The 23,425-nt window shown below is 61.7% G+C and carries 19 protein-coding genes and 1 pseudogene; 4 read left to right on the forward strand and 16 right to left on the reverse strand.

Going from position 1 to position 23,425, the window contains the following annotated elements; all coding sequences use genetic code 11:
- Nucleotides 1–39 precede the first annotated feature (39 nt).
- From ACTG2U_RS03545 to hybO, 12 genes and pseudogenes are all read right to left on the reverse strand, one after another.
- On the reverse strand, nucleotides 40–681 hold the full coding sequence (locus tag ACTG2U_RS03545) for an ATP-binding cassette domain-containing protein (RefSeq protein WP_439974041.1): 642 nt from the start codon (nucleotides 679–681) through the stop codon (nucleotides 40–42).
- A pseudogene (locus ACTG2U_RS03550) lies at nucleotides 681–1,468 on the reverse strand (ATP-binding cassette domain-containing protein). The gene ACTG2U_RS03545 and the pseudogene ACTG2U_RS03550 overlap by 1 nt, the downstream one beginning before the upstream one ends.
- A complete protein-coding gene (locus ACTG2U_RS03555) occupies nucleotides 1,462–2,277 on the reverse strand; it encodes an ABC transporter permease (RefSeq protein WP_439974042.1) in 816 nt (271 codons plus the stop codon). The pseudogene ACTG2U_RS03550 and the gene ACTG2U_RS03555 overlap by 7 nt, the downstream one beginning before the upstream one ends.
- Nucleotides 2,267–3,277 (reverse strand): ABC transporter permease, encoded by a 1,011-nt coding sequence (locus ACTG2U_RS03560; protein ID WP_194496174.1) that lies wholly within the window; start codon nucleotides 3,275–3,277, stop codon nucleotides 2,267–2,269. The genes ACTG2U_RS03555 and ACTG2U_RS03560 overlap by 11 nt, the downstream gene beginning before the upstream one ends.
- Entirely contained in the window at nucleotides 3,262–4,872 is a 1,611-nt protein-coding gene (locus ACTG2U_RS03565) for an ABC transporter substrate-binding protein (protein ID WP_429012055.1), read from the reverse strand. The genes ACTG2U_RS03560 and ACTG2U_RS03565 overlap by 16 nt, the downstream gene beginning before the upstream one ends.
- 131 nt (nucleotides 4,873–5,003) lie before the next feature.
- Nucleotides 5,004–5,543 (reverse strand): hydrogenase-2 assembly chaperone, encoded by a 540-nt coding sequence (hybE, locus tag ACTG2U_RS03570; protein WP_429012052.1) that lies wholly within the window; start codon nucleotides 5,541–5,543, stop codon nucleotides 5,004–5,006.
- A complete protein-coding gene (locus ACTG2U_RS03575) occupies nucleotides 5,525–6,055 on the reverse strand; it encodes a HyaD/HybD family hydrogenase maturation endopeptidase (protein ID WP_236358588.1) in 531 nt (176 codons plus the stop codon). The genes hybE and ACTG2U_RS03575 overlap by 19 nt, the downstream gene beginning before the upstream one ends.
- The gene (locus tag ACTG2U_RS03580) at nucleotides 6,055–6,303 is read right to left on the reverse strand and encodes a nickel-dependent hydrogenase large subunit (RefSeq protein WP_439975103.1); all 249 of its coding nucleotides are present in this window, start codon (nucleotides 6,301–6,303) and stop codon (nucleotides 6,055–6,057) included. Before ACTG2U_RS03580 ends, ACTG2U_RS03575 begins: the two co-directional genes overlap by 1 nt.
- On the reverse strand, nucleotides 6,192–7,757 hold the full coding sequence (locus ACTG2U_RS03585; RefSeq protein WP_439974043.1) for a nickel-dependent hydrogenase large subunit: 1,566 nt from the start codon (nucleotides 7,755–7,757) through the stop codon (nucleotides 6,192–6,194). The genes ACTG2U_RS03580 and ACTG2U_RS03585 overlap by 112 nt, the downstream gene beginning before the upstream one ends.
- Complete coding sequence (gene hybB / locus ACTG2U_RS03590) at nucleotides 7,754–8,941, reverse strand: Ni/Fe-hydrogenase cytochrome b subunit (RefSeq protein WP_439974044.1); 1,188 nt, start codon at nucleotides 8,939–8,941, stop codon at nucleotides 7,754–7,756. Before hybB ends, ACTG2U_RS03585 begins: the two co-directional genes overlap by 4 nt.
- Nucleotides 8,934–9,980, reverse strand: a complete 1,047-nt coding sequence (gene hybA / locus ACTG2U_RS03595) for a hydrogenase 2 operon protein HybA (protein WP_115522337.1) — start codon at nucleotides 9,978–9,980, stop codon at nucleotides 8,934–8,936. Before hybA ends, hybB begins: the two co-directional genes overlap by 8 nt.
- Before the next feature lie 2 nt (nucleotides 9,981–9,982).
- Nucleotides 9,983–11,116 carry a hydrogenase 2 small subunit gene (hybO, locus tag ACTG2U_RS03600; protein ID WP_439974045.1) on the reverse strand — a complete coding sequence of 378 codons (1,134 nt, stop codon included), beginning with the start codon at nucleotides 11,114–11,116 and terminating at the stop codon, nucleotides 9,983–9,985.
- A gap of 1,309 nt (nucleotides 11,117–12,425) precedes the next feature.
- Between hybO and ACTG2U_RS03605 the strand changes: the two genes are divergently transcribed.
- Nucleotides 12,426–13,445, forward strand: coding sequence for a diguanylate cyclase domain-containing protein (locus tag ACTG2U_RS03605; RefSeq protein ID WP_439974046.1), 1,020 nt, complete (start codon nucleotides 12,426–12,428; stop codon nucleotides 13,443–13,445).
- A 50-nt stretch (nucleotides 13,446–13,495) separates the two neighbouring features.
- Here ACTG2U_RS03605 and ACTG2U_RS03610 read toward each other — a convergent pair whose 3' ends face one another.
- Genes ACTG2U_RS03610 through ACTG2U_RS03625 form a run of 4 tightly spaced genes read right to left on the reverse strand, consistent with a single transcriptional unit; the run spans nucleotide 13,496 to nucleotide 18,626 of the window.
- A complete protein-coding gene (locus tag ACTG2U_RS03610; protein WP_439974047.1) occupies nucleotides 13,496–14,632 on the reverse strand; it encodes a glycosyltransferase family 4 protein in 1,137 nt (378 codons plus the stop codon).
- Between the two features lie 12 nt (nucleotides 14,633–14,644).
- On the reverse strand, nucleotides 14,645–15,916 hold the full coding sequence (locus ACTG2U_RS03615; protein ID WP_439974048.1) for a glycosyltransferase family 4 protein: 1,272 nt from the start codon (nucleotides 15,914–15,916) through the stop codon (nucleotides 14,645–14,647).
- A complete protein-coding gene (locus ACTG2U_RS03620; RefSeq protein WP_439974049.1) occupies nucleotides 15,913–17,319 on the reverse strand; it encodes an O-antigen ligase family protein in 1,407 nt (468 codons plus the stop codon). The genes ACTG2U_RS03615 and ACTG2U_RS03620 overlap by 4 nt, the downstream gene beginning before the upstream one ends.
- Nucleotides 17,307–18,626 (reverse strand): lipopolysaccharide biosynthesis protein, encoded by a 1,320-nt coding sequence (locus ACTG2U_RS03625; protein ID WP_439974050.1) that lies wholly within the window; start codon nucleotides 18,624–18,626, stop codon nucleotides 17,307–17,309. Before ACTG2U_RS03625 ends, ACTG2U_RS03620 begins: the two co-directional genes overlap by 13 nt.
- A gap of 299 nt (nucleotides 18,627–18,925) precedes the next feature.
- Between ACTG2U_RS03625 and ACTG2U_RS03630 the strand changes: the two genes are divergently transcribed.
- Genes ACTG2U_RS03630 through ACTG2U_RS03640 form a run of 3 tightly spaced genes read left to right on the forward strand, consistent with a single transcriptional unit; the run spans nucleotide 18,926 to nucleotide 23,420 of the window.
- Nucleotides 18,926–19,681 (forward strand): acyltransferase, encoded by a 756-nt coding sequence (locus ACTG2U_RS03630; protein ID WP_421296962.1) that lies wholly within the window; start codon nucleotides 18,926–18,928, stop codon nucleotides 19,679–19,681.
- Nucleotides 19,678–20,877, forward strand: a complete 1,200-nt coding sequence (locus ACTG2U_RS03635) for a glycosyltransferase (RefSeq protein WP_439974051.1) — start codon at nucleotides 19,678–19,680, stop codon at nucleotides 20,875–20,877. The genes ACTG2U_RS03630 and ACTG2U_RS03635 overlap by 4 nt, the downstream gene beginning before the upstream one ends.
- A complete protein-coding gene (locus ACTG2U_RS03640) occupies nucleotides 20,874–23,420 on the forward strand; it encodes a hypothetical protein (protein ID WP_439974052.1) in 2,547 nt (848 codons plus the stop codon). Before ACTG2U_RS03635 ends, ACTG2U_RS03640 begins: the two co-directional genes overlap by 4 nt.
- Nucleotides 23,421–23,425 lie beyond the last annotated feature (5 nt).

Genomic DNA, 23,425 nt, shown 5'->3' on the forward strand with positions numbered 1-23,425 from the left:
CTCGCGGGAGAAGGGTTGGGGATGAGGGGGAACTAACTATCAGGCCGCGCTTTCAGCCAGCACAACAGGCGCAGGCTGCGCCTCACCAAAACGCAACACCCGATGGCAGATCTGGCGCAGCAGTGCCTGCTGGTGACTGAAGACAAGCATGCCAAGCCCGCGCTGCTCGCACTCAACCATCAACTCCCGCCAGAGCTGGCGCTGGATTTGCGGATCCAGCTGGGCGGTCACCTCGTCGGCAATCAGCAGTCGAGTGCGGGGATCGAGGGCGCGCAGCAGCGCGATGCGGGCCAGCTCGCCACCGGAGAGCTGACCGGGTTTACGACCAAGCCATTCAGGCTTGACCATAAAGCGGATCAGCATGGCCTCATCGGGACGCCACACATCCCACAGCGCCTGCCCGGTGGTGCGATAGGGATTGAAGGTGAGTTCCGGGTGCTGGGGCACCAGCTGGATGGGGTTATAACCTTTTACCTGTTCAGGCACCGGCTGCCCATCAAGCAGGAGCAGCCCGCCGGCCCCAACCGGTTGCCAACCTGCCAATACCCGTCCCAGCGTGGTCTTGCCATGGCCACTCGGCGCAGAGATACCGAGCCGCTCGCCCGCTTTCACCGTCAGCGATAAACCCTGCCAGAGGGGGCGTTCCCCCTGAGCGATAGTGAGATCCCGTACTTCAAACATCAGGAAACCTCCGGCACAGAGAAGAGCGCATTGAACTCGGGCAGCGCCTGCCAGTGGGCTCTGAGCATCTCGCTCCCCTGCCCCTGGCGCAGATGGTGGCAGCTCAAGGTATCGCTCACCTGCCCCTGATGCAGCGCCACTATGCGATCAGCAAACCGGGCCGCCAGCGCCAGATCGTGGGTGACCCAGAGGATACCGCTGCCCTGATTGGCCAATTCACGCAACTGACCGAGCAGCAGACAGGCCAGCTCCTCGTCGAGCCAGGCGGTGATCTCGTCTGCCAGAATGTAGCGGGCACCGCCGAGCGCCGCGGTGCAGGCCAGAATGCGCTTGGCCATGCCGCCGGAGAGCTGGCGCGGGAATCTGTCCAGGGTGGTCGCGGGCAGCTGGTAGCGCAGCAGTTGCTCGCCGAGCCGCTCGCGAGAACCGCTCTGGCCGCAGAGACGTGCCGCACGCCCCAGCTGGCGCTCCACCGTCAGCAATGGATTGAGGGCGCTTACTCCCTGTGGCACATAGCAGAGGGTGTGACCGCGCAGACGGGCGCGGCTGGCATCGCACAGAGGTGTGCCATCGAGGGAGATGCTGCCGCGCATCCGCAGATTGTCCGGCAGCAATGTCAGGGCGCTTTGCAGCAACAGGCTCTTGCCCTCGCCGCTCCCCCCACCAGCGCCACTATCTCCCCTGGCGCCAGTTGCAGGCTGATATCGGTCAGCAAAGGCTGCCAGCTGCGCCGCCCCAGCCAGGAGTAGTGGGCCGCCTCTATGGTCACATGATCAAAACTCAGCATGGTTCACTCCTGTGCCACAACAGCTGTTGCAGGGCGCGGGTAGCCTGATCAAACAGCAACACCAGCAGCAGCAACATCAGGCCGGGGAAGAGGGCCAGCCACCAACCGCCACCGGCCAGATAACGCAAGGCATCGGCCAGCAGCAGGCCCAGCGAGGCCTCGTGGGCCGCCAGCCCAAAGCCGAGAAAGCTCAGCGCGGCGCTGTGCAGCACCGCATGGGGAAACATCAACAAGGTGCCGATAAACCACTGGGGTAACAGCCCCGGCAGCAGGTGGGTACGCCAGCGACGCAGCGCCCCCATCCCCTGACAGCGGGCCAGCACCACATAGTCGCTGCAGGCGATCCGCCGCGCTTCTGCGCAGAGGATCAGCGCGAGCTTGGGCCAGTGGGTCAGCGCCACCGCCAGGATCACCCCGCGCATGCCGCCCCCCACGGTAAAGCAGATCAGGATCAGCAGCAGCATATGGGGCAACGCCAGCATGGCATCGATAAGCAGCCGCACCGCCACATCGCATCTGGGGTGAATGAGCGAGACGCTTGCCGCCACCATGGCCAGCAGGCCACTGCAGAGTGCCGTGCTGATACCGAGCTCCAGACTGGTGAGGGTGCCCTGAAAGGCCCGCAACCAGAGATCCCGCCCCATCTGATCGGTGCCGAACCAGTGGGTCAGCGAGGGGGCTTGCTGGCGCGCCAGCAGATCCATCGGCACATCCTGATGAGAGAGGCTCCAGCCGTAAGTGGCCAGCAGCGCCAATCCGAGCAGGGCAAAAACCAGCCGCAGTATGGAGGGAAGCGGATTAAACAACATGCTCACCCTCCCAACCCCGATTGATGCGCGCCAGCAGCAAACTGGCCACCGTGTTGCCAATAAAGACCAGCAGGGTGCAGAAGAGCACGATTCCCATCAGCAAGGGGATATCGCCCCTGAGCCCCGCATCCACGGTGGCCTGGCCGAGCCCCGGGTAGGAGAAGACCTTTTCGGCCAAGAGCGATCCGCCAATCAGTTCACCGAGCGAGGCAAACTGCAGGCAGAGCGCCGGGGTCAGGGCGTGGCGCAGCACGTGAAAACGCAGCATCGGCCAGCCGCCATCCCCCTGAGCGCGGGCGTAGCGGATAAAGTCGCTCTCCAGCACCTCGGCCACTCGCGCCCGGGTATGCAGGGCAATATTGCCCAGCCCGAGCAGGGCGAGCGTGGTGACCGGCAGCAGCAGATGACGCAACCGCATCAGCCAATCCGCCTCATCGGCAGCGAGCCCCGGCGTCCAGGCGCAGCAGACCGGCAGTAGCGGCCAATGCACCGCAAACAGGGCGAGCAGCAACAGGCCGACCCAGAAGGTGGGCAAGGAGGCGAGCAGGTAGGCAAAACGGCAAATAAGGCGATCGGGCCAGCGGTTGAGATAGCGACCGGCGCAGAGGCCCAGCAAAATCCCGAAAAAGCCGGACAGCAGCCAGGCGCCCGCCAGCAGCAGGAAGGAGGCAGCAAAGCGCTGGCCTATGACCTCACCCACCGGTGCGTTATAAAGCATGGAGTAACCGAGATCCCCCCGCAGCACCTGGGTAAACCAGTGCCAGTAACGCAGCCAGAGCGGCTGATCCAGCCCCCAGCGAGCGGCGATGCGGGCGTACTGCTCTGGCGGCACATGGAGCAGGTCGTTGCCGATATAGGCCTTGATGGGGTCGATGGGGGAGTAGCTCAGCAGCACAAAGGTGGCGACCGAGACCAGACATAACAGCCCTGCCAGACGCAGCAGGGCTTTTAGCAACAGATAACCTGAATGACTCAAGGGCGAACTTACCGGCACGTCCACCGCCAATCCTGCAGGTTGTTGAGCAGGGACCAGCTACCGTGGATTTCCGGCGCCCCCTTGCCAAGATCGATGCAACGGTTGGCGAGATAGGTGTGCTGCACATTGAGCAGCCAGGCCCAGGCGGCATCTCCCTGCACTCCGGCGCCGGTCTTGCCATCCCACTCCACCTGCTGCCAGAACGGCACGGCAGCCTGCCAGTTTGGAGCATCCAGCGCCTGCTTGAGGTGGCCATCCACCACAGGGTTGCTGTAGTAGCCCGGGTTGTAGAACTCCACGCCACCGGAGCCGCTCTGGTAGTGGTGATAGAGCTCCATGGGATCCAGACTCCCCCACCCCATCAGTACCGGGTTGGCGTGCATTTCGCGCTCCACCTGTTCCCAGCTGCCAGACTTGAGGCTCACTTCAAGGCCGATGGGTTTGAGCATGGCCCGCACCGCTTCCGCCAAATCCCGGCGGGTGCTGTCGCCACTGGTGTACCAGAGGGTAAAGGCGGCGCGCAGGTCGCCCTTGTGGCGAATGCCGTCACTGCCCATCTTCCAACCGGCCTCGTCGAGCAGGGCATTGGCGTGAGCAGCATCGCCATCCTTGAAGGCGGTGGCTTTGTTCAGCCAGGGCAAGCCTTCTACCGCGCTGTAGGCGGGGATGGCGTGCCCTTCCAGCAGCTGGTCGGCCAGTAGCTTGCGGTCGATGGCGTAGTTGATGGCGCGGCGCACCGCCACATCCGAGGTCACGTCGTTGCCGATGGGATAACCCTTGGCATCTTTTTTACCAGCAGCAGGAATGGGGAAGACGATGCCGCGGTTCTCCACGCTCGGCCGCACCCAGAGCTTGAGGGAGGCAGGCACGGTGGGCGCCAGTGACGGGGCAATGCGCACCACATCGAGCTGGCTGCTCTGGGCCGCGGCATAGGCGCTCTCTTCGTCGATAAAGACAAAGACCAGCCGTTTGAAGTCATTGTTGCCGCCAGCGTAATAGGGGTTCGCCTCCACCACCAGCTGTTGACCGGGCAGGAAGCTCACCAGCCGGTAAGGGCCAGCACCGACCGGCTTTTGGGCGTACGCTTTTGCGTCGTAATCCCGCTTCGACACTATCCCCAAGGATCCCAGCACATTGACGAAGGTGCTCTGGGGGGCGCTAAGAGTGATGGCAACCTCGGTGGGCGAGAGCACCTTGGCCGAGACAAAGTTGCCCATGTCGATCTTGCCGCCACCCTTGGCCGCGCTGTTGTAGGTAAAGGCCACATCCTCGGCGGTGAGCGGCGCGCCGTTGGAGAATTTCAGGTCAGGCTTGAGGGTAATGAGCCACTCCTTGCCATCCTTGTTCGGGGTCACCGCCTGGGTGAGCACATTCTGCCAGCTGAGATCGGCGTTCTGCTTGAGCAGCGGGCTGTGCAGCAGCAGGTAGCTGCCGTGGCTCCAGCCAAGCAGAGGGTCAAACCCTTCGGTGGGTTCGGCTCCGATGGCGAGCTTGAGCTCGGCAGGCACAGGTTGAGCAGCGGCCAGCGCCGTGTGAGAGGCAGTGCCCAGCAGCAGGGTCAACAGGGCGGTAGCGCTGGATCTGGCGTAATGGCGAAGGGAATTGCGAGAAACAGTCATGGGGATCCTTCTTGTTTTGTACCACTCACGGATCATCACTCAAAAAAGAGGCGGAATGCGTGTCTGAACATGAGAGTGAGGGGCCAAAATGGCCCCCTATTCTAAACTTGATTTCGCGTGAAACCTAGCGACTATGCCGGTTGACCGCGCCGGGCACCGAATAGCCGTCTGCGACCCAGATCCACGCCGCCAGCCCCTTGTTGTACCGGCAAGGAGAGCAGCATCTTGAGGGTGCTGCTCACCAGTGCACGCCCCTCGTCGGCCCCCAGATGCGGGTCGATGGGGGACATGAGCGAGCAGGCCAGCAACTGCCCCGTCTCGGACAATGCCCCCACCATAAAGGTCATGTTGCCGCAGGGGAGCTGCAGGGCGAGCCGATCGCTGCTACTGCGCACCGGCCAAAGCTGATCCGGCCCCGGCAGCACCACCACGCTCAGCATCCAGGGGGTGAGCACACAGCCAAGCCACTGACCTTCAAACAGCACGCACTCTGCCACTATGGGCATGGTGGCGTGATAGAAGGGCAACGCCTGCATCTCTTCGCGAGCGATCCGCTCGTACTGGGCTACCAGCAAGGGTGCTGGATTGATGGCAAAACCGGCAAACTCCTGTGCCGTCTCCGGTACTCTCTCCAGCACTCTCTCAGCCTCGCTTAAATGGGACTGCGCCATAGGCCCTCCCGCGCTTGTTCAGCTTTCTCCTGCTCAGAGAGCGCAATGGCGGGCGCACCAACGGCAGCGAGCAGGGTCAAAATCCGATCCGTCGCCTCCCCCATGGCGGCTGCCACCACTGGGGTGAGGCCGATGCGGGGTTCGAGGGATTCAGGCTCAATGCCGATCAGAGTGAGCCGCTTGGGCGACTCCCCCGTCATGTGCAGCGCCGAGAGCACATCCGCCAGTCCCAGCTGATGGGGGGATATCTTGCGGCCAAACAGGGTCGGGATCTCCTCATCCTTCAGGGTCACGACGGTGCCCGGCGGATTACCGCTGCGCACCGCATCCGCCAGAATGATGTGATCGCGACTGGCCATCGCTTCGAGCAGCTCCATACCAGCGGTACCGCCGTCGAGCAGCTCGATGCCGGGGGCGAAACGGTAGTTGCGCCCCAGCGCCTCGACGATGCGAACCCCCACCGCCTCATCGCTCAAGAGCAGGTTGCCGACGCCCAGGATCAGGATGTTCATCACAACACCTTCACCTGAGTTGTTTCGCCATTCTGGGTATCCACCACATGCACAGCACAGGACATGCAGGGGTCGAACGAGTGGATGGTGCGCACCACTTCCAGCGGTTTGGCGGGATCCGCCACCGGGGTGCCCACTAGTGCCTGCTCGTAGGGGCCGGGCTCATCATTGAAGTTGCGCGGGCCCGAGTTCCAGGTCGATGGCACCACCGCCTGATAGTTCTCGATCTTGCCGCCCTTGATGACGATCCAGTGGGAGAGCATGCCGCGCGGCGCCTCTTCAAAGCCCACCCCGCGAAACTCCTTGTTGCCGGGATCTCGGCCTTGATATAGGCGGTGGTATCCCCCTTGCCGATGTTGTCCACCAGCGCCTTCCACTGATGGGACAGGGTCTCTTTGAGCACACAGCAGCGCACCGCACGGCCGATGATGCGGCCCATGGTGGAGTGCAGCTGCTCAGTCTTGATGGCCGAGCCGGTGAGCGCCTTGTAGATGCCGTTCAGCTGATCGAAGTGCGCTACCGTCTCCGGGTGTTTGGCGGCAAGCTTGACCAAGAGGTCTGCGAGCGGCCCCACCTCCACCACCTTGCCGTAGAAGGTGGGGGATTTGACCCAGGAGTATTTGCCGTCATCCTGCCAGCCGGTGTAGTTCGGCTCGGTCTTGCCCTCCCACGGCTTGAGAGGCTCGTCATCCTTGTACCAGGCGTGCTTGTTGCTCTCGGCGATGCCGTCCATCAGCCAGCCATCCTGATGGCTCTCGATGGGGCGATATCCCGCCAGATTGCCATTCTCGATATAGCCGCCCGGCATCAGGAAGCTGCCACCGTTGGCGTCGGTAGGGAGCTCCGGCACGCTCAGGTAGTGTTTGGCACCCTGCCCCAGACTCAGCCACTCGGGGTAGTGCGCGGCTATGATGGCGGCATCTACCTTGTAAACCTGCTCGATAAACTCGCCGAGCCGGTCGATAAAGCTCTTCACGTAGAGCAGCCGCTCCAGGTTGAGCACGCTCGGCGCATCCAGATTGATGGGGTTGGCCACGCCGCCCACCGCCAGATTCTGGATGTGCGGGCTCTTGCCCCCCAGAATGGCGACAATGCGGTTGGCATCGCGCTGGCACTCCAGTGCCTGCAGGTAGTGGGCCACGGCGATGAGGTTTACCTCCGGGCTCAGCTTCATCTCCTTGTGACCCCAGTAGCCGTTGGCAAAGATGCCGAGCTGGCCGCTCGCCACCAGGGCGCGGATTTTATCCTGCACCTTGGTCAGTTCATCGGCACTGTTGAGAGACCAGGTCGATACCCCCTTGAGCATGTCCGCCGCTTTTTGCGGATTGGCCTCAAGGGCCGCGGTGATATCCACCCAGTCCAGCGCGGAGAGCTGGTAGAAGTGGACGATGTGATCGTGGATGTTGTGGGCCGCGATGATGAGGTTGCGGATAAACTGGGCGTTGACCGGCACCTTGGCACCGATGGCGTTCTCCACCGCTCGCACCGAGGCGATGGCGTGAATGGAGGTGCACACCCCGCAGATCCGCTGCACTATCATCCAGGCATCGCGCGGGTCGTTGCCCTTGACGATCTCCTCCATCCCGCGCCACATGGTGCCGGACGACCAGGCTTTGGTCACTTTACCGCCTTCGATTTCGCAGTCGATACGCAGGTGCCCCTCAATGCGGGTGATGGGGTCTATGGTGATACGTTGGCTCATACGTTGGCTTTCCCTCGGGCCTGATAATCTTGGTGAACACGTTCAAGTGATGGCAGTACCGGCAAGAGCCGGATCAACAGCAAATAGGCACACACCTCGATGGCAACAAAGCCCAGAGAGATCAGCACCTCCTCCGCAGAGGGGAAGTAGTGGTAGCTATTGCCGGGGTTGAAGGCGAGCAGGGAGTAATCCAGCCGCCAGAGGGCGGCGCCCAGCAGCATGCTGAGGGCCCCCAGGAACAACATGCGCGAATCCCGGCGGCTCTTGTCCCAGTGGAACACCAGCAGCGGGAAGATCATCAGCGCAATCTCGCTCCAGAACATGATGGAGTAGCGATTGAACTCGGAGAGGTACTCCGACTTGTCGTGGATGACGATCTCGGCAAAGCGCAGCGCCACAAACAGGATCAGGAATATGTCGATCACCTGGGTCAGCTTGTAGAAGAGCGACTTCTCGTTGGGGCCCCGCCCCGCCAATCCCGCCTGCACCAAAGAGCCCTCAAATACCACGATGGAAAAACCCATGATGAAGGCGGTCAGCAGCGAAAAGACCGGCAGCAGCTCGTAGCTTTGCCAGAGCGGATGGATCTTCTCCCCCGCCACGATCATCAACGAGCCCATCGAGGACTGGTGCATGGTAGGCAACAAAGCCCCCAGCGCCAGCACGAAGAACATGATCTTGTTGAGGCGAATGAGTGACGCCTTCCAGCCGAACTTCTCCAGCAGCACGGGCGCAAACTCCAACGCCATCACCCCGATATAGATGGTCATGCAGACCGCCGTCTCGAACAACACTGAGGAGGTGTTGAAGTGACCGGGCAGGTAGAAGTACGGCAGGTTCCAGTAACGCCCCACGTCGATGGTGATGGAGAGACCACCGAGCGAGTAGCCGAACAGGCTTGCCAACAGGGCCGGTCGCACCAGAGGGTGATACTCGCCCCGGTTGAACACATAGACCGCCCAGGCCAGCGCCCAGCCACCACAGGCGAAACCGGTACCGATCAAGAGATCGAACGAGATCCAGAGTCCCCAGGGATAACCGCCATTCAGATCGGTGACCGAGCCCAGCCCGAAGACGAGGCGTTTCAAGATCAACATGCCGCACAGCACGGCAAAGGGGGCCAGCACCAGCACAGGCCAGCTGACCAGCTTGCCGCCGAGGGGATACGCCTTGTGGTTACTCATGATCCTTGCCTCCCTTTGTGGTGCCCTGATCCTTGATCTGCGCACTCCCCTGATCATGACCATCATCGTGATGGTGATCGTGACCATTCTTGGTGTTGCGGCGAATGAGCACCGAAAGGCCGGTCAGCACCACCATGGGCAGCACCATCCCCTTGTAGAGGGTGTGCTGGATATGCTCGGAGCGGGCACCGGAGGAGAGCTCCGGCAAGTCGGGCATGTCGAGCTTGGTATAGGGCACCCCGGCCAGCACCAGCACCTGGGTGCCGCCCCCCTCCTTCTCGCCATAGACGTAAGGCTGGTAGTTGGGCACCTCGTGCAGGTAAGGGTCGTTGGCAGAGAGGGTCTGGCGCGGGTAGGCATATTCACTGCCAGGGGTCGCCAGCAGGCGGCGCTTGGCTTCAGCCATCAGCTCCTCGCGGGTACCGAAGATGACGGCGCCGGTGGGGCACACCTCGACACAGCCGGGCAACTTGCCCTGATCGATCCGCTCAAGCCCCTTCTGGTTGCAGAGCTCGCACTTGTGGATCGCCCCCAGCGGATTGTCGTAGTCATATTTGGGCACATCGAACGGGCAGCCCACCATGCAGTAACGACAGCCGGTGCAGACGCTCGGGTCGTAGTGAACGATGCCGGTCTTGGGATCTTTTTTAAGGGCCTGCACCGGACAGACAGAGACGCAGTTGGGATCGACACAGTGCATGCACTGCTTCTTGATGTAGGCGTAGCCATCCACCAACTGATCCTTGTGCTCGCCAGTGCCGCTCTTCCACACCTGAATGATGTTGTTGGTGTAGGGGGTCAGCTTGTCGTTGTTGGACCAGGTTTGCGCCCCGGCTGGATTGGCCGGGTTGCCGTTGAGGCGCTGACACTCCGCCACACAGGCCTGACAGCCGACGCAAAGGGTAGAGTCGTAGAGCATGCCGAGCGCGCCGGGAATGGGTGGCTTGTTCTTGGCCGCCGCCAGTGCGGTGCCGGGTACGGCTGTGCCCGCCGCCAGCGCACCGACGGAGGCGAATTTGAGGAAGTTGCGTCTGTTCACGGTTACTCCTCCCGTAATGGGTGCTGCCCGGCTTCGTGGCGCTTCTGCTGGCGACCGAGTTCACGCACCGTCATCAGACTCACCCCTACCAGCACCCCGAGGGCGCCACCGATAAGGCCAGTCGCGGTGGGCGAGGTATAGCCCCCCTCCTGAATTTTCACATCGGGTTTATCCACCCGCGGGGTCGGGTTCTCGACCTTGGCGAGCTGGAAGATCCCCTTGCTAAAACCGACCCCCTGCTCGTTGCAGCCATAACAGGGGTGACCGATGCCGACCGGCCAGATACCACCGCCCACATCGCAGAACTCCAGAGTCGAGCAGTTGCCGTAGGTCTCCGGCCCTTTGCAGCCAAGATGGTAGAGACACCAACCCTGACGGTGACCCTCATCACCAAACTCCTTGGCAAAACGCCCTGCGTCGAAGTGCGGACGACGCTCGCAGTTCTCGTGGATCAGCCGCTCATAGGCAAACAGCGGGCGCTTCTTGCTATCCAGGGCCGGCAGCTTGCCGTAGGTGATGTAGTAGGCAACCGTGGTGAGGAAGTTGTGGGGATTGGGCGGGCAACCCGGGATATTGATGATGGGAGTACCGATATTGCCCAGCGCCTCTTCCAGACTGACGGCACCGGTCGGGTTGCCACCGCTGGCAGGCACACCGCCCCAGGCGGCGCAGGAGCCGATGGCGATCACCGTAGCCGCGTCGGCGGCAGCACGGCGAATATGGTCGACGATAGGCTCACCGGCCACCATGCAGTAGACGCCACCATCTTTCAGCGGAATGGAGCCATCCACTACCAGCACATACTTGCCTTTATAGCGCTTGATGGCGTTGTGCTTGTTCTCTTCCGCCTGATGACCAAAGGCCGCCGAGAGTACCTCGTGGTACTCCAGCGAAATGGTATTGAGGATCAGGTTCTCGATGGTGGGGTGGGTGGCGCGCAGCAGCGATTCGGTACAACCGGTGCACTCCTGCGCCCCAATCCAGATCACCGGCGGCCGTTCGGGGCTGGTGAGCGCGGTGGCCATCTTGGCGACGGCATGCTGACTTAATCCCAGGGTTGCGGCCATCCCGGCACACAATTTCATAAAATCACGGCGATTAATCCCATGAGCCGATAAAAAATTATCCTCGACCATTCTACTTATTCCCGTAGTGAGCACTTGTTTGATAAATGCTTAATAGCGGAAATGCTAAGGACTCACCCACCCTGCAGTATTGATCTCTATCAATTTCGACCGGCTTACCCCTATTTTCATAGCGAGCCACATCACAAACGAAATTAATTACCCCCTAAGGGATATTTAGCAACACCGTAAATTTTATGAACTTAATTGGATATTAAATAATTAATCACCGCATATCCTCTCTTTCACTGTGAGCCAAATTAACATGATTGAAATCTTGGCTATACCGCTCATTTCACAATACTGATGCCCACCAATAAATGATCCGTTGAATATATCTTTACTCATTCCATTGCATATTTCATACAGTCATCCACGGGACAACCTCCTGACTTGCCTCCCCACACCAGAACGCTCTCACGGCCAGCTGCCACCGGTAGCAAGCACGGCCTGCACGGCCTGCACGGCCTGCACGGCCTGCACGGCAAGATTTACCTGCATGTCGCTTGGTTTCAGTTTGCATTTTACCTGCGCTTCAGTGCGACACGTTCTACTGCTAGCCCACACAGCACAACCCCGCTTGGCCTCCCTGATGTTTAACACCGCTTAGTGAAAAGATGCCGCCGAGGTATGCATATCAGTATGACCTTCCCCACTCTTTATTGTCTTGGATGCTGGTGAGTAAAATATCGCGTTCACGGATATGTTTACGCATCATCGTGAATCTGCATTCAAATTAATGGTGAGAGAAAAAGCAAGGTGGAAGGCTGCCTGCAACATAGTGATCATATTTAACTCTCGATGCATTCGCTCATCCGGTTACAGATGTTACCGCCCACATTCACACTATTTACCTTCACGTCACCCCGCTTAATTAACCAGAGCGTAAATATCCATCTCCATCGAGATAGATGATAATTATTCTTGTTCAACTGCAGCAAAAAGAAATGAACGGGGATGACGATAAACATGACAAACGATAAGGGTGTTAATCATCAGCCAAGCAGTGGCTCCAGCAACTACCTTGCCTTATCGAACTCGAACTCGTTGACAGCCCTGCTCACCTCGTGAAATGCAGCCCGCAGCGGCCGCAGTTGCAGAGAGAAACCTCCCCCTGACTGCCTCTGATAACCACGCCATGGAGCCTTGTTTCTGGCTGGCCCTACGGACACTTGCCAAGTGCGGGAATTGAACAAAAAAACGAGAAAAATCAAGATAGATAGCCAATTAAAATGACATAATTGACTATAGTTCAATCGAACGTTTGAAAAACGTGACCACTTCACATGGACCCAGTGCAATGACCACTGAACGGGAACAGTTGATCCGCTCACTGTTTGATGAGTACATCGAGCTGTATTCATCACGGGATGATCGGCTCACCATGCGGTTTAGCGACAATTTCAGCGGTTTTGCCGGCAGCAGTGATGTTCTGGTTACCGATAGGGATGAGTGGATCCGGATAACCCGCCGCGATTTTGCCCAGATCCCGGGCAGGATCCGCCTGGAAATACTCGATGTGGCCCTGCAAGATCTGGCCGCTGATGTGGTGGCTGTCACCGCCTTCTTCCATATCCATCTACCAAAATCAGAACCCATCCTCTCCCGCAGAACCGCCAGACTGGTGCTGATCTTTCGGCATGAAGCCATGGAATGGAAAATTGCTCACAGCAGTATCTCCATCCCTTACGGTCTGGCTCGCGAGAACGAGATTTACCCGATGACCAATCTGGAGGAGCGCCAGCATGAACTGGAGCTGATTATCGAACTCAGAACCAAAGAGCTGGCGGAAGCGAACCGGAAACTGGAAGCGCTCAGCAATACCGACGGGCTCACCAACATCGGCAACCGTCGTCTGTTCGACAACTCATTGAACCAGGCCTGGGAGCACTGTATTCAGACAGAGATGCCGATTGCGCTCATCATGCTCGACATCGATCATTTCAAGCAGTTCAACGACCTCTATGGCCACGTTGCCGGTGACGAGTGCCTTCGATTGCTGGCCCACACCCTGGCGCAATCCGGGCGCCGCTCAGGGGAGTTGGTGGCCCGCTACGGCGGAGAGGAATTTGTCATCCTGTTGCCGCATGTCGAACATCAATCCGCCTACGAGATTGCCCAACACATACAGCGGCTCATTTTTGCACTCGCACAACCACACGCACAGAATGCCACCGGTCTGGTGACCGTTAGCATGGGTGTTGCCTGCCTCAGACCATCGAGTCACTGGCAGCCATCTGAACTGGTAAAACTGGCTGATGCTGCGCTCTACACCGCCAAATCATCCGGCCGTAACTGCATCAGAGTGGCGGAGTCACCCAGCCTCCCGCAACCAGTCTGACCATAAGTCCCTCATACACCCCCATCCTCCCCGTGGGGAACCACTGCGCGCTAACCATCCACGGCAAGGCTCAACGCATCCCATCGCAACATGCCTTCCCACTGATCCAGTGTGCTTTGGTAGGTATCCGCCGCGTTGTAATGGGCCATGGCATGCAGGCGGGCATGATGGCCAAGTCGCTTGACCACGTCGGGCATGGCATTGAGGCTGGCCAGCACCCGCGCCAGATCGCCGGGATCGTTTGGCTGATATTTGCGGCAATTCACGTCATCGGTGAGGTGTCGATCCCACCAGGCGCCATCGGCCGGGATCACTACGCATAATCCTGCCGCCATGGCCTCCAGAATGGAGAGACCAAACGGTTCCTGATGACTGGTGGAGACAAAAATGCCGCATTGAGATCGGATCTCGTCAAGATTGGCGGGGTTGGCATACCAATAGGTGTCTGGCAGTTGTGGCTGGGGCTGGCTGCAGGGTTGCAGCGTGCCCTTGGGCTGCAGATAGCACACCATCAGCTCGGGGCGAGCGTCAGGGATCAGTTGATGGGCGGCCAGCATGGTCTCCAGCCCCTTCCAGCGCAGCAACGAGGCCGCCCACAAAATACGAGGCCCCCCCAGAGTCGCTTTGGGCCAATCAATCTCGCTCAAGCCGTTGGTAAATGGCTGCCAGTGTGACGGGAACTCGGTCTCGCCAACCCGGGCCAGCAATGCCGCCAGGGAGCTGCGCGTTGATTCGAGATAAAACACAAAATTCGCCCGTTGCAAGGCCCTGGCAGAGAGCCCCGAGCACCCCACAGGGCCATGGATCAGCTGAACCACCCGGCACCGCAACCAGCGGGCCGCCCAGTAACAGCAGAGATCCACCCCCGGCCCTGACGCCGCCACCAGGCACTTCACCTCCCCCAAACGCAACACCAGCCAGAGGATGAGCAGGGTCTGCCACCCCTGTTTGAGCAGATAACCGATGCCGGACTCCCGCCCCTTCAATATGTGGGGCAGCCAAAAGGGATGATGCTGACAACGGGACCAGGAGTCGGGATCCTGGGTCAACACATGGCATGTGAGCCCGGGCATCCGTTTGGCCAACTCATCGAGCAGCACTTCGGTCGCAACCTTGGATCCACCGCGAAACGGGATGGGATCCACAACGATGATCTTTCCAAACACCGGCTCAGTTTGCATGCTCATCTTGCTGCTCCCTTACTCTGGCACCTTGCGGCGGCCAAACCCCAGTTGCACTTTTTGCGCCGCTCTTGCCATTCCACTCGCCAGCATATTGCGACCTCTGGCAAGAAGTCGCTGCCCCGCCCAATGCATGAGTGGTCGGAAGGGTGTGGGGGCCGTGGCGTGCCAACGACCAGCCAGCGCGGCGTCCCACACCGCCGTGACCCCGTCAACGTAGCGCGCCACCGTGAACAACTGTGCAGCACGCAACTTAGCGGCCCGCCCCATTTCACATCGGCGCTGCGGATTGCTCAATTGCCGCCAGCGATCAGCCATCTCGGCCCAATCCCCCGGGGTTGCCAGCAAGCCGGTCACTCCCTCCTCCACCACTTCGGGGATGCCGCCCACTCGGTAGGCACTGACCGGAAGCCCCAACATGCCCGCCTCCGCCAACGTCAGACCAAACACCTCCTCACGGGCGCCGGAGACCAGCAGATCCACCCCGCCCCGCAAGATAGCGGCACTGTCTGGTCGCTCGCCGAGAAAGTGGACCCGCTCGGCCACCCCGAGCTCGACAGCCAACGCCACCAATGCTTCCCGCTCCGGACCGCTGCCAATGATCAGCAACTGAGCCTCCTCCCCCGATGCCATCAGGGCAGCCAGCGAGCGGATCAGCAGATCAATCCCCTTGCGTTTGATCAATGAGCCGACGGTTGCGATGATCATATCCCCCGGGGGCAAGCCCAGCATGCCGACGACCGGCCAGTGAGCACCGCCATTCAGACGAGCGGCATCCACCCCGTTGGGTACCCGGATCAACCGATCGGCCGCGCAGCCATCCTGGCGCCAACCGGTCAACACCGGCTCGCTCACCCCGATCAGCACGCTTGCCTGATGGACCCGCAGGCTGAACCTGTCTCTTGGCTGGTAACGGGCATGGAGGTGGCACACCAGCGGTACCTGCAACGCCCGACAGACCCCCACCAGCCACTGACAAGGGGCCGCGCTGTTGGCATGCACCAGCCCAATCTGCCGCTCGGTGATGAGCTCTCTGGCTCGCCGGGAGAGGCGCCGATGGGCAGCAAGATCAAAGCGGGGCGCCTGCCATCCCAGCAGCAGGCTGAACGGCTCGACCATGGTTTCTACCCCGAGGGTGGCCACCTCTGCCGCCAGCGTCGGGCTATTGCACCAGAGCAACGGCGTAAAGCGGCTGCGATCGAGGTGGGCCAGCAGATCCAGCAGGCAGCGTTCGCTGCCGCGGATCCAGTCCTCTCCGTAGTGAACCAGCAAAACAGGGGTTGCGTTCATCCTCTTGCTCCCTTTGGTGGCACTGCCGGCAACCGGGTTGCCTCCTGATGCTCCTCAGCGGTGGCCTTCACCTCTGTGGCCGCCTGCTGCACGTACTTGATGGCGGCAACGGCCAGCGCCAGCTCCAGATAGATGGGCCAGGTAAACCCCTGGGTCAGGAAGGATCCCGAAATCACAAACCCCACCATGCTAGCCATCACCCCCTGCATCGCCGTGATCACTGCAGGAGGCATGCCAGCAAGCTGGCAACGCCAGCAACTGCGCAGGGTCACCGTCACCATGCCGATAAACAGCGCCAGCCCGACAAAGCCGGTTTCAGCCAGCACCCCGAACCAGGTGGAGTGCACCGCATGATTGAGTCCATCCCAATGGGGGCTGTAGAAGAAGTAGTTGTAATAGAAATTGGACAAGCCCACCCCCACCAGCGGATGGCCCAGCGCCATGCCCCAGGCCGCTTGCCAGGCGTAGATCCGCCCCATGGCCGAGGCATCGACCCCACTCTCGGCGGCGCCGCCAGATGCTCGGTCGCTGATCCCGGCGGCGGCAAACAGCACCACCAGCGCGACTATCCCCAGCGAGATCAACAGGGTTTTCGACTTCACCCGCTGCCAGGCAAACAGGCCGCTGACCGCACACACGCCAAGCAAGCCGCCGCGGCTCTGGGTGGCGATAATGGCGGCCGCAGTCAGCGCAAAGCCGAGCCCACCCAGTAAACGCCCCCCCACCCCATTGCCCTGATTGAGCAGCAAGCTCAGCGAAAAACCGGCAGGAAAGAGCAGCACCAGCGCCAGATCGTTGGGATCCCCCAGCACAGAGCCCAGCTCGCGCCCTATGGTCACCCGGGTGCCCTCCACCAGCCCGATCCCGCTCGCCTTGTTGTAGAGGGCCACCAGCGCCACCAGACAGCCCGCCACAACAAAGGTGCGCACCGCCAGCGCAAAATCCCCCGGGGTGCGCACCAGCCAGGCGGTGGCCAGGGTCATCAGATAGATCTTGCTGTAGCTGCCGGTCCAGGTGGCGATCGCCTCGCCCCGGTTGCTGGCAAACAGCACACCGATGGAGACCATCACAAAGAAGGCCGTCAGCCAGCTCAGGGCTGGACTCCAGTAGGGCTTGATCCGGCCGGTCAGCAAAATGTGCCAGACCAGCGCGCCGATGGCGGCCAGCGAGAAGAGCAGCGGGATCTTGAGGGGATAGAGCTGGGGGAACACCTCATGCAGCCGAAAGAAAGAGAAGGTGACAAATCCCAGCACCATCAAGAAGGGCCAGCGCAGGGCAAACCAGATGGCGGGAATGGCAAGGCCGAGCACCGGCAGCAGCAAGGGATGGGGCAGCCGCCACCAGAGCAGAGCCAGCACCAGACAGATGGCGCTTGCCCAGATGGCCGGCGTTAGACGAGCCATGATCCTGCCCACCATTGGCCGAGCCAGACCATCGCCAGCGCCCCGAGGGAACTGGCCCAGAGGGTCGAGAGGCGATACGGCAGCGGCAGCAACCGCTGGCTCACCAGATAAAAGGCGAGCGCCCGTACCAGATAGACCAGCAGCAGGGTCCAGATCACCCCGGCGACCCCGAAGGGGGGGATGGAGAGCAGAAAGCCTGCCACCCCAAGGGCGCTGCAGCCCAGATTGATCACCATCTGGGCATTGCTCTTCTCGCCGCTAAAGCAGCCGACATTGAGCAAGTCCGAAACATTGCGCACCGCCATGCCCAGCACCAGCAGCGGAATGTAGGCGATCGCCCCGTGATAGCTCTCCGGGGTCAGCCAGCGAATGAGCAAGGGGGCGGTGAGCCCGACAATCCCCGCGGTAACAAACCCCAGTACCGACCCCATCACGCTGTAGTGAGCATTTAGTTGCAGTCCATCCGGCTCGCGCAGCAGCATGAAACGGCGGGGATACCACCAGAGGGCAAAGGGTTGCAGCAGAAGTCCCACTGCCAGCGCCAGCTTGCCCGCCACCGCGTAGTAGGCGAGCAGCGCCTCCCCCACCACATCGGCCAGCAGCCAGCGATCCAGTCCGCTCAGGGCAAAGCCTGCCAGCCCGCTCACCACCAGGGGCAATCCATAGCGCAACAGCGGCCGATAGTGCTGCCAGTCAAAACGGATCCCGCTATCTCGCCACTGCCAGAGGCTCAGCAGCAACGCCAGTGCAACGCAGGTCAGGGTGCCGGAGGCCAGCACCCCGCTCACGCCCCAGCCGAGCCAGAGCCACCAGCCAGTCAGCAGGGACTGGATCACCGCCTTTCCTGCGGTCGCCACGAAAAAGAGCCGGGCCTGATTGCGCATCCGCAGCCATGCCAGTGGTACGCCGATCACCCCTTCAAACGGCAGGGCGCAAAGCACCCAGCGCACATCCGCAAGGCGGGTTTCAACCGGCAGCCAAGCTTGCACCAGAGGTGCCAGCAGCCAGAGCAGCACCAGACTGGCCAGGGCGATCAGCCAGACCAGACCAAACATGCGGGCCACCACCTGCTGGCGCTCCTGCTCATCTTTCGCCAATCCGGCAAAACGGTAGAGGGCATCCACCAGCCCGAAGCCCAAAATAAGGGAACCCAGATTGATGAGGGTCAGCAGCACCTCCAGCTGGCCGTATTCGCGAGGCAGCAGCTGATGGGTCAACACTGGCAGCATCAGCAGGGAGATCCCCTTCATCAGGAGCAAGCCGCCGGCGTAATAGAGCATGGCAATCTGGTTCACACCAAGTTTCATAGGGCCTCCCAGCCACCAGAAGCATCCTGCTCCGGGTCAGCTACCGCTAATGCAAAGCCCACGCCACTCACTCCCGCCCTGAAGCGATAGCCCCTTAGTGCGGCTTAACCGGCCTGAACAAGTCCAGAATGAGACTGGCATTTGCGTTTTGCACAACGCTGGCTGCAAATTGCACCGACCGGCGCAATCTGCCCCTCCTCTTAGCCCAATTTGGCCCGATCTAGCTGGGGCCGTCCTGTTGGCCCGATCCCTGCTTTCTGCTTAGCGAGCAACGGACTGCACCAGAGGGAGAGGTCGCCATGAACACCATCAACCTGCACCGGATGAAAAGCTGGGCCAAACAGGGGGAAACGCCACTGGCTCGCCGGGTATGGCGACTGGCCAAAAGTGCCCGCCACTGGTCATTCCCAGTGCTCCCTCCCCTGCATCGGCTGCTTTATCGGCTCTATTTGCTGGGCAGCAACACGCTGGCGACCCTGACCCGCACCCTTTGGTGGACCCCCTTGTTTCAATCTCGCCTCACGGCCCCCGCTCCGCGTCTCTATCTCTATGGCGGCATCCCCTATATCAGCGGTCCGGTCACCATCGAAATTGGTGCCGACTGCCGCCTCAGCGCCGCCATGACCATCAGCGGCCGGGCATCGAGCCAGACACCAAGGCTGGTGATTGGCCGCAATGTCGGGATTGGCTGGCAAACCACCCTGGCGGTGGGCAGCAAGATAGTGCTGGGGGATAACGTCAGGATTGCTGGCCGTGCCTTTCTGGCGGGCTACCCGGGGCACCCGGTCAACGCCCGCGATCGCGCCCGGGGCCTGCCGGATCGCGATGAACAGGTGGGGGCCATTGTGCTGGAGCAGGATGTCTGGCTTGGCACCGGTGTGATGGTGATGGCCGGCGTCACCATAGGCGCCGGAACCATTGTCGCCGCAGGCAGCGTCGTCACCCGGGATCTGCCTGCAGGTGTGCTGGCAGCGGGTGTACCGGCCACCGTACTGCGCCCGTTGCAGCCACAAGATCACAGCGACCTCGCACACGCTTCGGAGACCTTTGCATGAAACCACACTCATTGCCGCAACTGGTGGTATTGGGAGAGGATTGGGGCCAGCACCCCTCCAGCACCCAGCATCTGATCAAGCGTCTGCTGCCCGATTATCAGGTGCTCTGGGTCAACTCCATCGGCATGCGCTGCCCCCGTTTTACCCTTCATGATCTCACCCGCATCGTCCGCAAACTGGGGGCCGTGCTGCGCGGCGCGCGCCATGCTGGCGGCCAGTCGGTTTCGCCATCAGAGGTCAGCAGCCCTCGGGTACTGCCGCCGCTCGCCTTGCCACTGCCGGGCAGTCGGCTGGCGGGCAAGATCAATGGCCACTGGCTGGCGGCGCAGATCCGGCGCCAGTTGCCCGAGCTGGATCGCCCCTTGCTCTGGATCTCCCTGCCCAGCGCCGTCGATCTGATTGGCAAGCTCGAAGAGCGGGCGGTGATCTACTACTGCGGCGATGACTTCTCGGCGCTGGCGGGGGTGGATCATCAGGCCATCGCCCACTGCGAGGCCCGACTGGTGGAAAAAGCCGATCTCATTCTGGCCGCCAGCCCTGTGCTGGCCAGCCGCTTTCCCCCCCATAAAACCCGGCTGCTCAGCCACGGGGTGGATCTCGAGCTGTTTATGCCCCCCAGAGAACGCCCGGCGGACCTCCCCTCCGGCCGTCCCATTGCCGGATTTTACGGCAGCCTGAGCGACTGGATTGATATTCCCCTGCTGGCAGAGACGGCCGCCGCCCTGCCCCACTGGGATCTGGTGCTGATTGGCCCGGTCCAGACCGATATCTCCCCCCTCAAGGGGCTCCCCAATATCCATCTGCTGGGGCCCCGTCCCCACCACACGCTGGCGGCCTATGCCCAGCACTGGCAGGTGAGCCTGCTGCCCTTTGTCGACAACGCCCAGATCCGTGCCTGCAATCCATTGAAATTGCGCGAGTATCTGGCCGCAGGGAGGCCCATCGTCAGCACCGATTTTCCGGCCCTCGATGGCTATCGGGATCAGATCCAGCTCCCCCACGATGGGGAGAACCTGGCCCAGGCCATCAATCGGGCCGCCTTTGATCAACCCAATCCGGGCTGGTTTCAGGAGAGTGGCTGGGAGGGGCTCACCCGCAGCGAAGGGCGCCACACTCGCCAACAGCAGGTGGCCCAGCAAAGCTGGGATCACAAGGCTGCCGAGCTGAACAACTGGTTGAAGGGACTGGCCGGATGAGCAGAGGGCTCTGGCTGGTTATCCTGCTATGCTGCCATGCAGCAATGGCCGCCACCCGGCTGGAGGGGCAGACCCCGCTGCCCCTGACAGGCAACCAGACACCCCAGCGGCTCGATCTGAGCACCCACAACTGGCCAATAGGCAGCGATGATGAACTGGTGATCGAGGGCCATAACCCCAGCGCCCGCCCGCAAACCCTGATCCTGCGTATCGACGATGAGGCCTCGGTCAACTACCGCAGCCGGGTCAATCTGGAGCGGATTGTTGCACCCGGCCCCTTCACCCAGCGCTTTGCCTTGAGCGAGTGGCGCACCAGCCAGTCCAGAGCGCTGGCGCTGGACAAACTCACCAAGCTCTATCTCTTTATGGCCGATAACGCCCCCTCGCTGACCATTCGCCGCTGGTACTGGGAGCCCGGTTTGACCTTGCCAGCGGGCACCATTGCGCTGGATCTGGGGGCTGCGGCTGCGCCCCGCTTTACCGGCTTTGAGGCCCTGAGCCCGGGGGATCCCCGGCTGATTGGCCACCCCACCCCCATCTTGCGTCCCTCCGGCGATGCCCTGGTTCGTGATGGACTGCGCAATCTCGACGGGGTGCGGCTGGACCTGGCCAAAGGACGCTACCAGCTCACCCTCTGGCTGGATGACCCCGGCGAGTGGGAGTACCTGCCCCACCCCTTCGAGCGCAGTGTACTGGTCAATGATGAGCCCATCTGGGCCGAGCAGTGGCAACCGCAGGAGTGGCTAACGCAGCGCTATCTGGCGGGACAATCTCGCGAGGCGCTGCCAAATCCGGATCCCTGGCAGCTGTTCGGGGCACGACAGGGCGGCCCGGTCCATGTCACCCTGAACCACCCCGGCGGCCCGATCACTATCACACTGGTAGGTCACTCGCCGGATGCCAAATACCTGGCGGGGCTGCTGCTTGCCCCCTATCCGGCCCCCACCAGCAAAGAGGCTCTCCCGAATAGTGGAAAAGATCGCGCCGTATTGGCTGACGCTACCGCAAGCGTGCTGACCAAGCAGCGCCAGCTGTTTTTGGAAAAGTGGACTCTGGCCCCCTATTCCCCAACCCCAGCCCCAACCCCTGCTTCCCAGCAATTGAGCCTCACGCCGATTACGGATGCCGCCCCAACCCTGCAGATCGCCCCGCTATCTGCGGCCGATGCGTTGCAGCAGGCTGCGCAACCGGTGCTGGCAGCCCGTGGCAGCCAGCTGTTGCTGGAATTTGCCATCCACGCCGCCACCGACGATCCGGCCCCCTTGCTGGTGATCCAGCCCCCCGAGCAGGCAGGATCGCCGCTGGCGCTGACCCCCTATTACGGCAAGTGGCATCTGGTTCGCCCGCAGGCGAGTGGCACCCTGCTGGCCCCCTCGGATCAGGAGCTGGTCGAGGGGATCGCCGGGCTCACCCTGCTGGCAGGGGTACCTCGGCGTCTGGTGCTGCAAATGACCGTCCCCCGCGATGCGCCTGCGGGTCACTATCTGGGCAATATTCAGCTGCTCAGCCAACAGCAACTGGTGCAGCTGCCACTGACTATCGAGGTGCTGCCGCTGACCCTGCCCGCGGCCAGCAAGCCGGTCGGCATCTATGTCGAAGTGCCCCCTTATCTGAATTGGCTGAGCCCCAATCCCGAGGCGTTAAAAGAGCAGATCGCCGAGGCCAGTCGCTGCGATCTGCAGCGGCTCGCCAAACTCGGGATCAGCGGCCTCTCACCCGCCCTGCCACAAGATGAGGCGGGGATGCGGGAGGTCATGGGAGAGGCGGTGGGGCTCGGTTTTGTTCCCCCCCTGCTGGCCTATACCCCGCTCAAGCGCTGGGGGAGCGACCCTGCCAGCCAGCTCGAACAGTGGCAGGCGCGGCAACAGGGGCTGACCGCCAGCGGCTTGCCCCCGCTTGCATGGAGCCTCTTTGATGAGCCCGATCTTGCCACCCTGCCCGCCATTACCAGCCTGGCGCGGGAGATGAAACGGCGGGATCCGGCGGTGATCCGCGCAGGTCACTTCAATCATCCGGGTCAGGTTGGTCTGCTGGCAGAGGTGGAGATTGCCCTGATCAACGCAGGCTTTGGCGCCGACAAGGCCGATGTGGCGCGGGTACGCCAGCACAAGGTCACCCCCTGGTTTTACAATCTGGGCACCCCGAGAGCCGCCGGGTTCTATCTGTGGCAAAGCGGCGCCGAGGGCTATTTGCAGTGGCATGGCCGCATGCCCACCGCCCTGCCTTATGACCCCACCGACGGACGGGAGAGCGACTTTATGCTGCTCGGCCCGCAAGCCTGCGAGGCGCACCGCCTCTCCCACGATCTGTTGCTGTTGCAGCAAGCCATCGAGGATCTGCGCTGGCTCGCCTGGCTGGAGCAGGAGGCCCGCTATCAAGTAGAGGCCGCCCTGCTGCTGGAGCGCCTGCGCGATCAGCTGCCGACCCGCTGGCAGGTGGCAGAGCAACTGCCCTCTGCCGCCTGGATCCAGTGGCGCCGCGAGATTGAACAACTGGCCAAGGGATTGAAAACATTGCAAACTGGTGCCAACTCATCCTCCTGAAGTGA

The organism is Aeromonas sp. 95A, assembly GCF_051919235.1.
In the GTDB taxonomy this organism is placed as follows: domain Bacteria; phylum Pseudomonadota; class Gammaproteobacteria; order Enterobacterales; family Aeromonadaceae; genus Aeromonas; species Aeromonas veronii.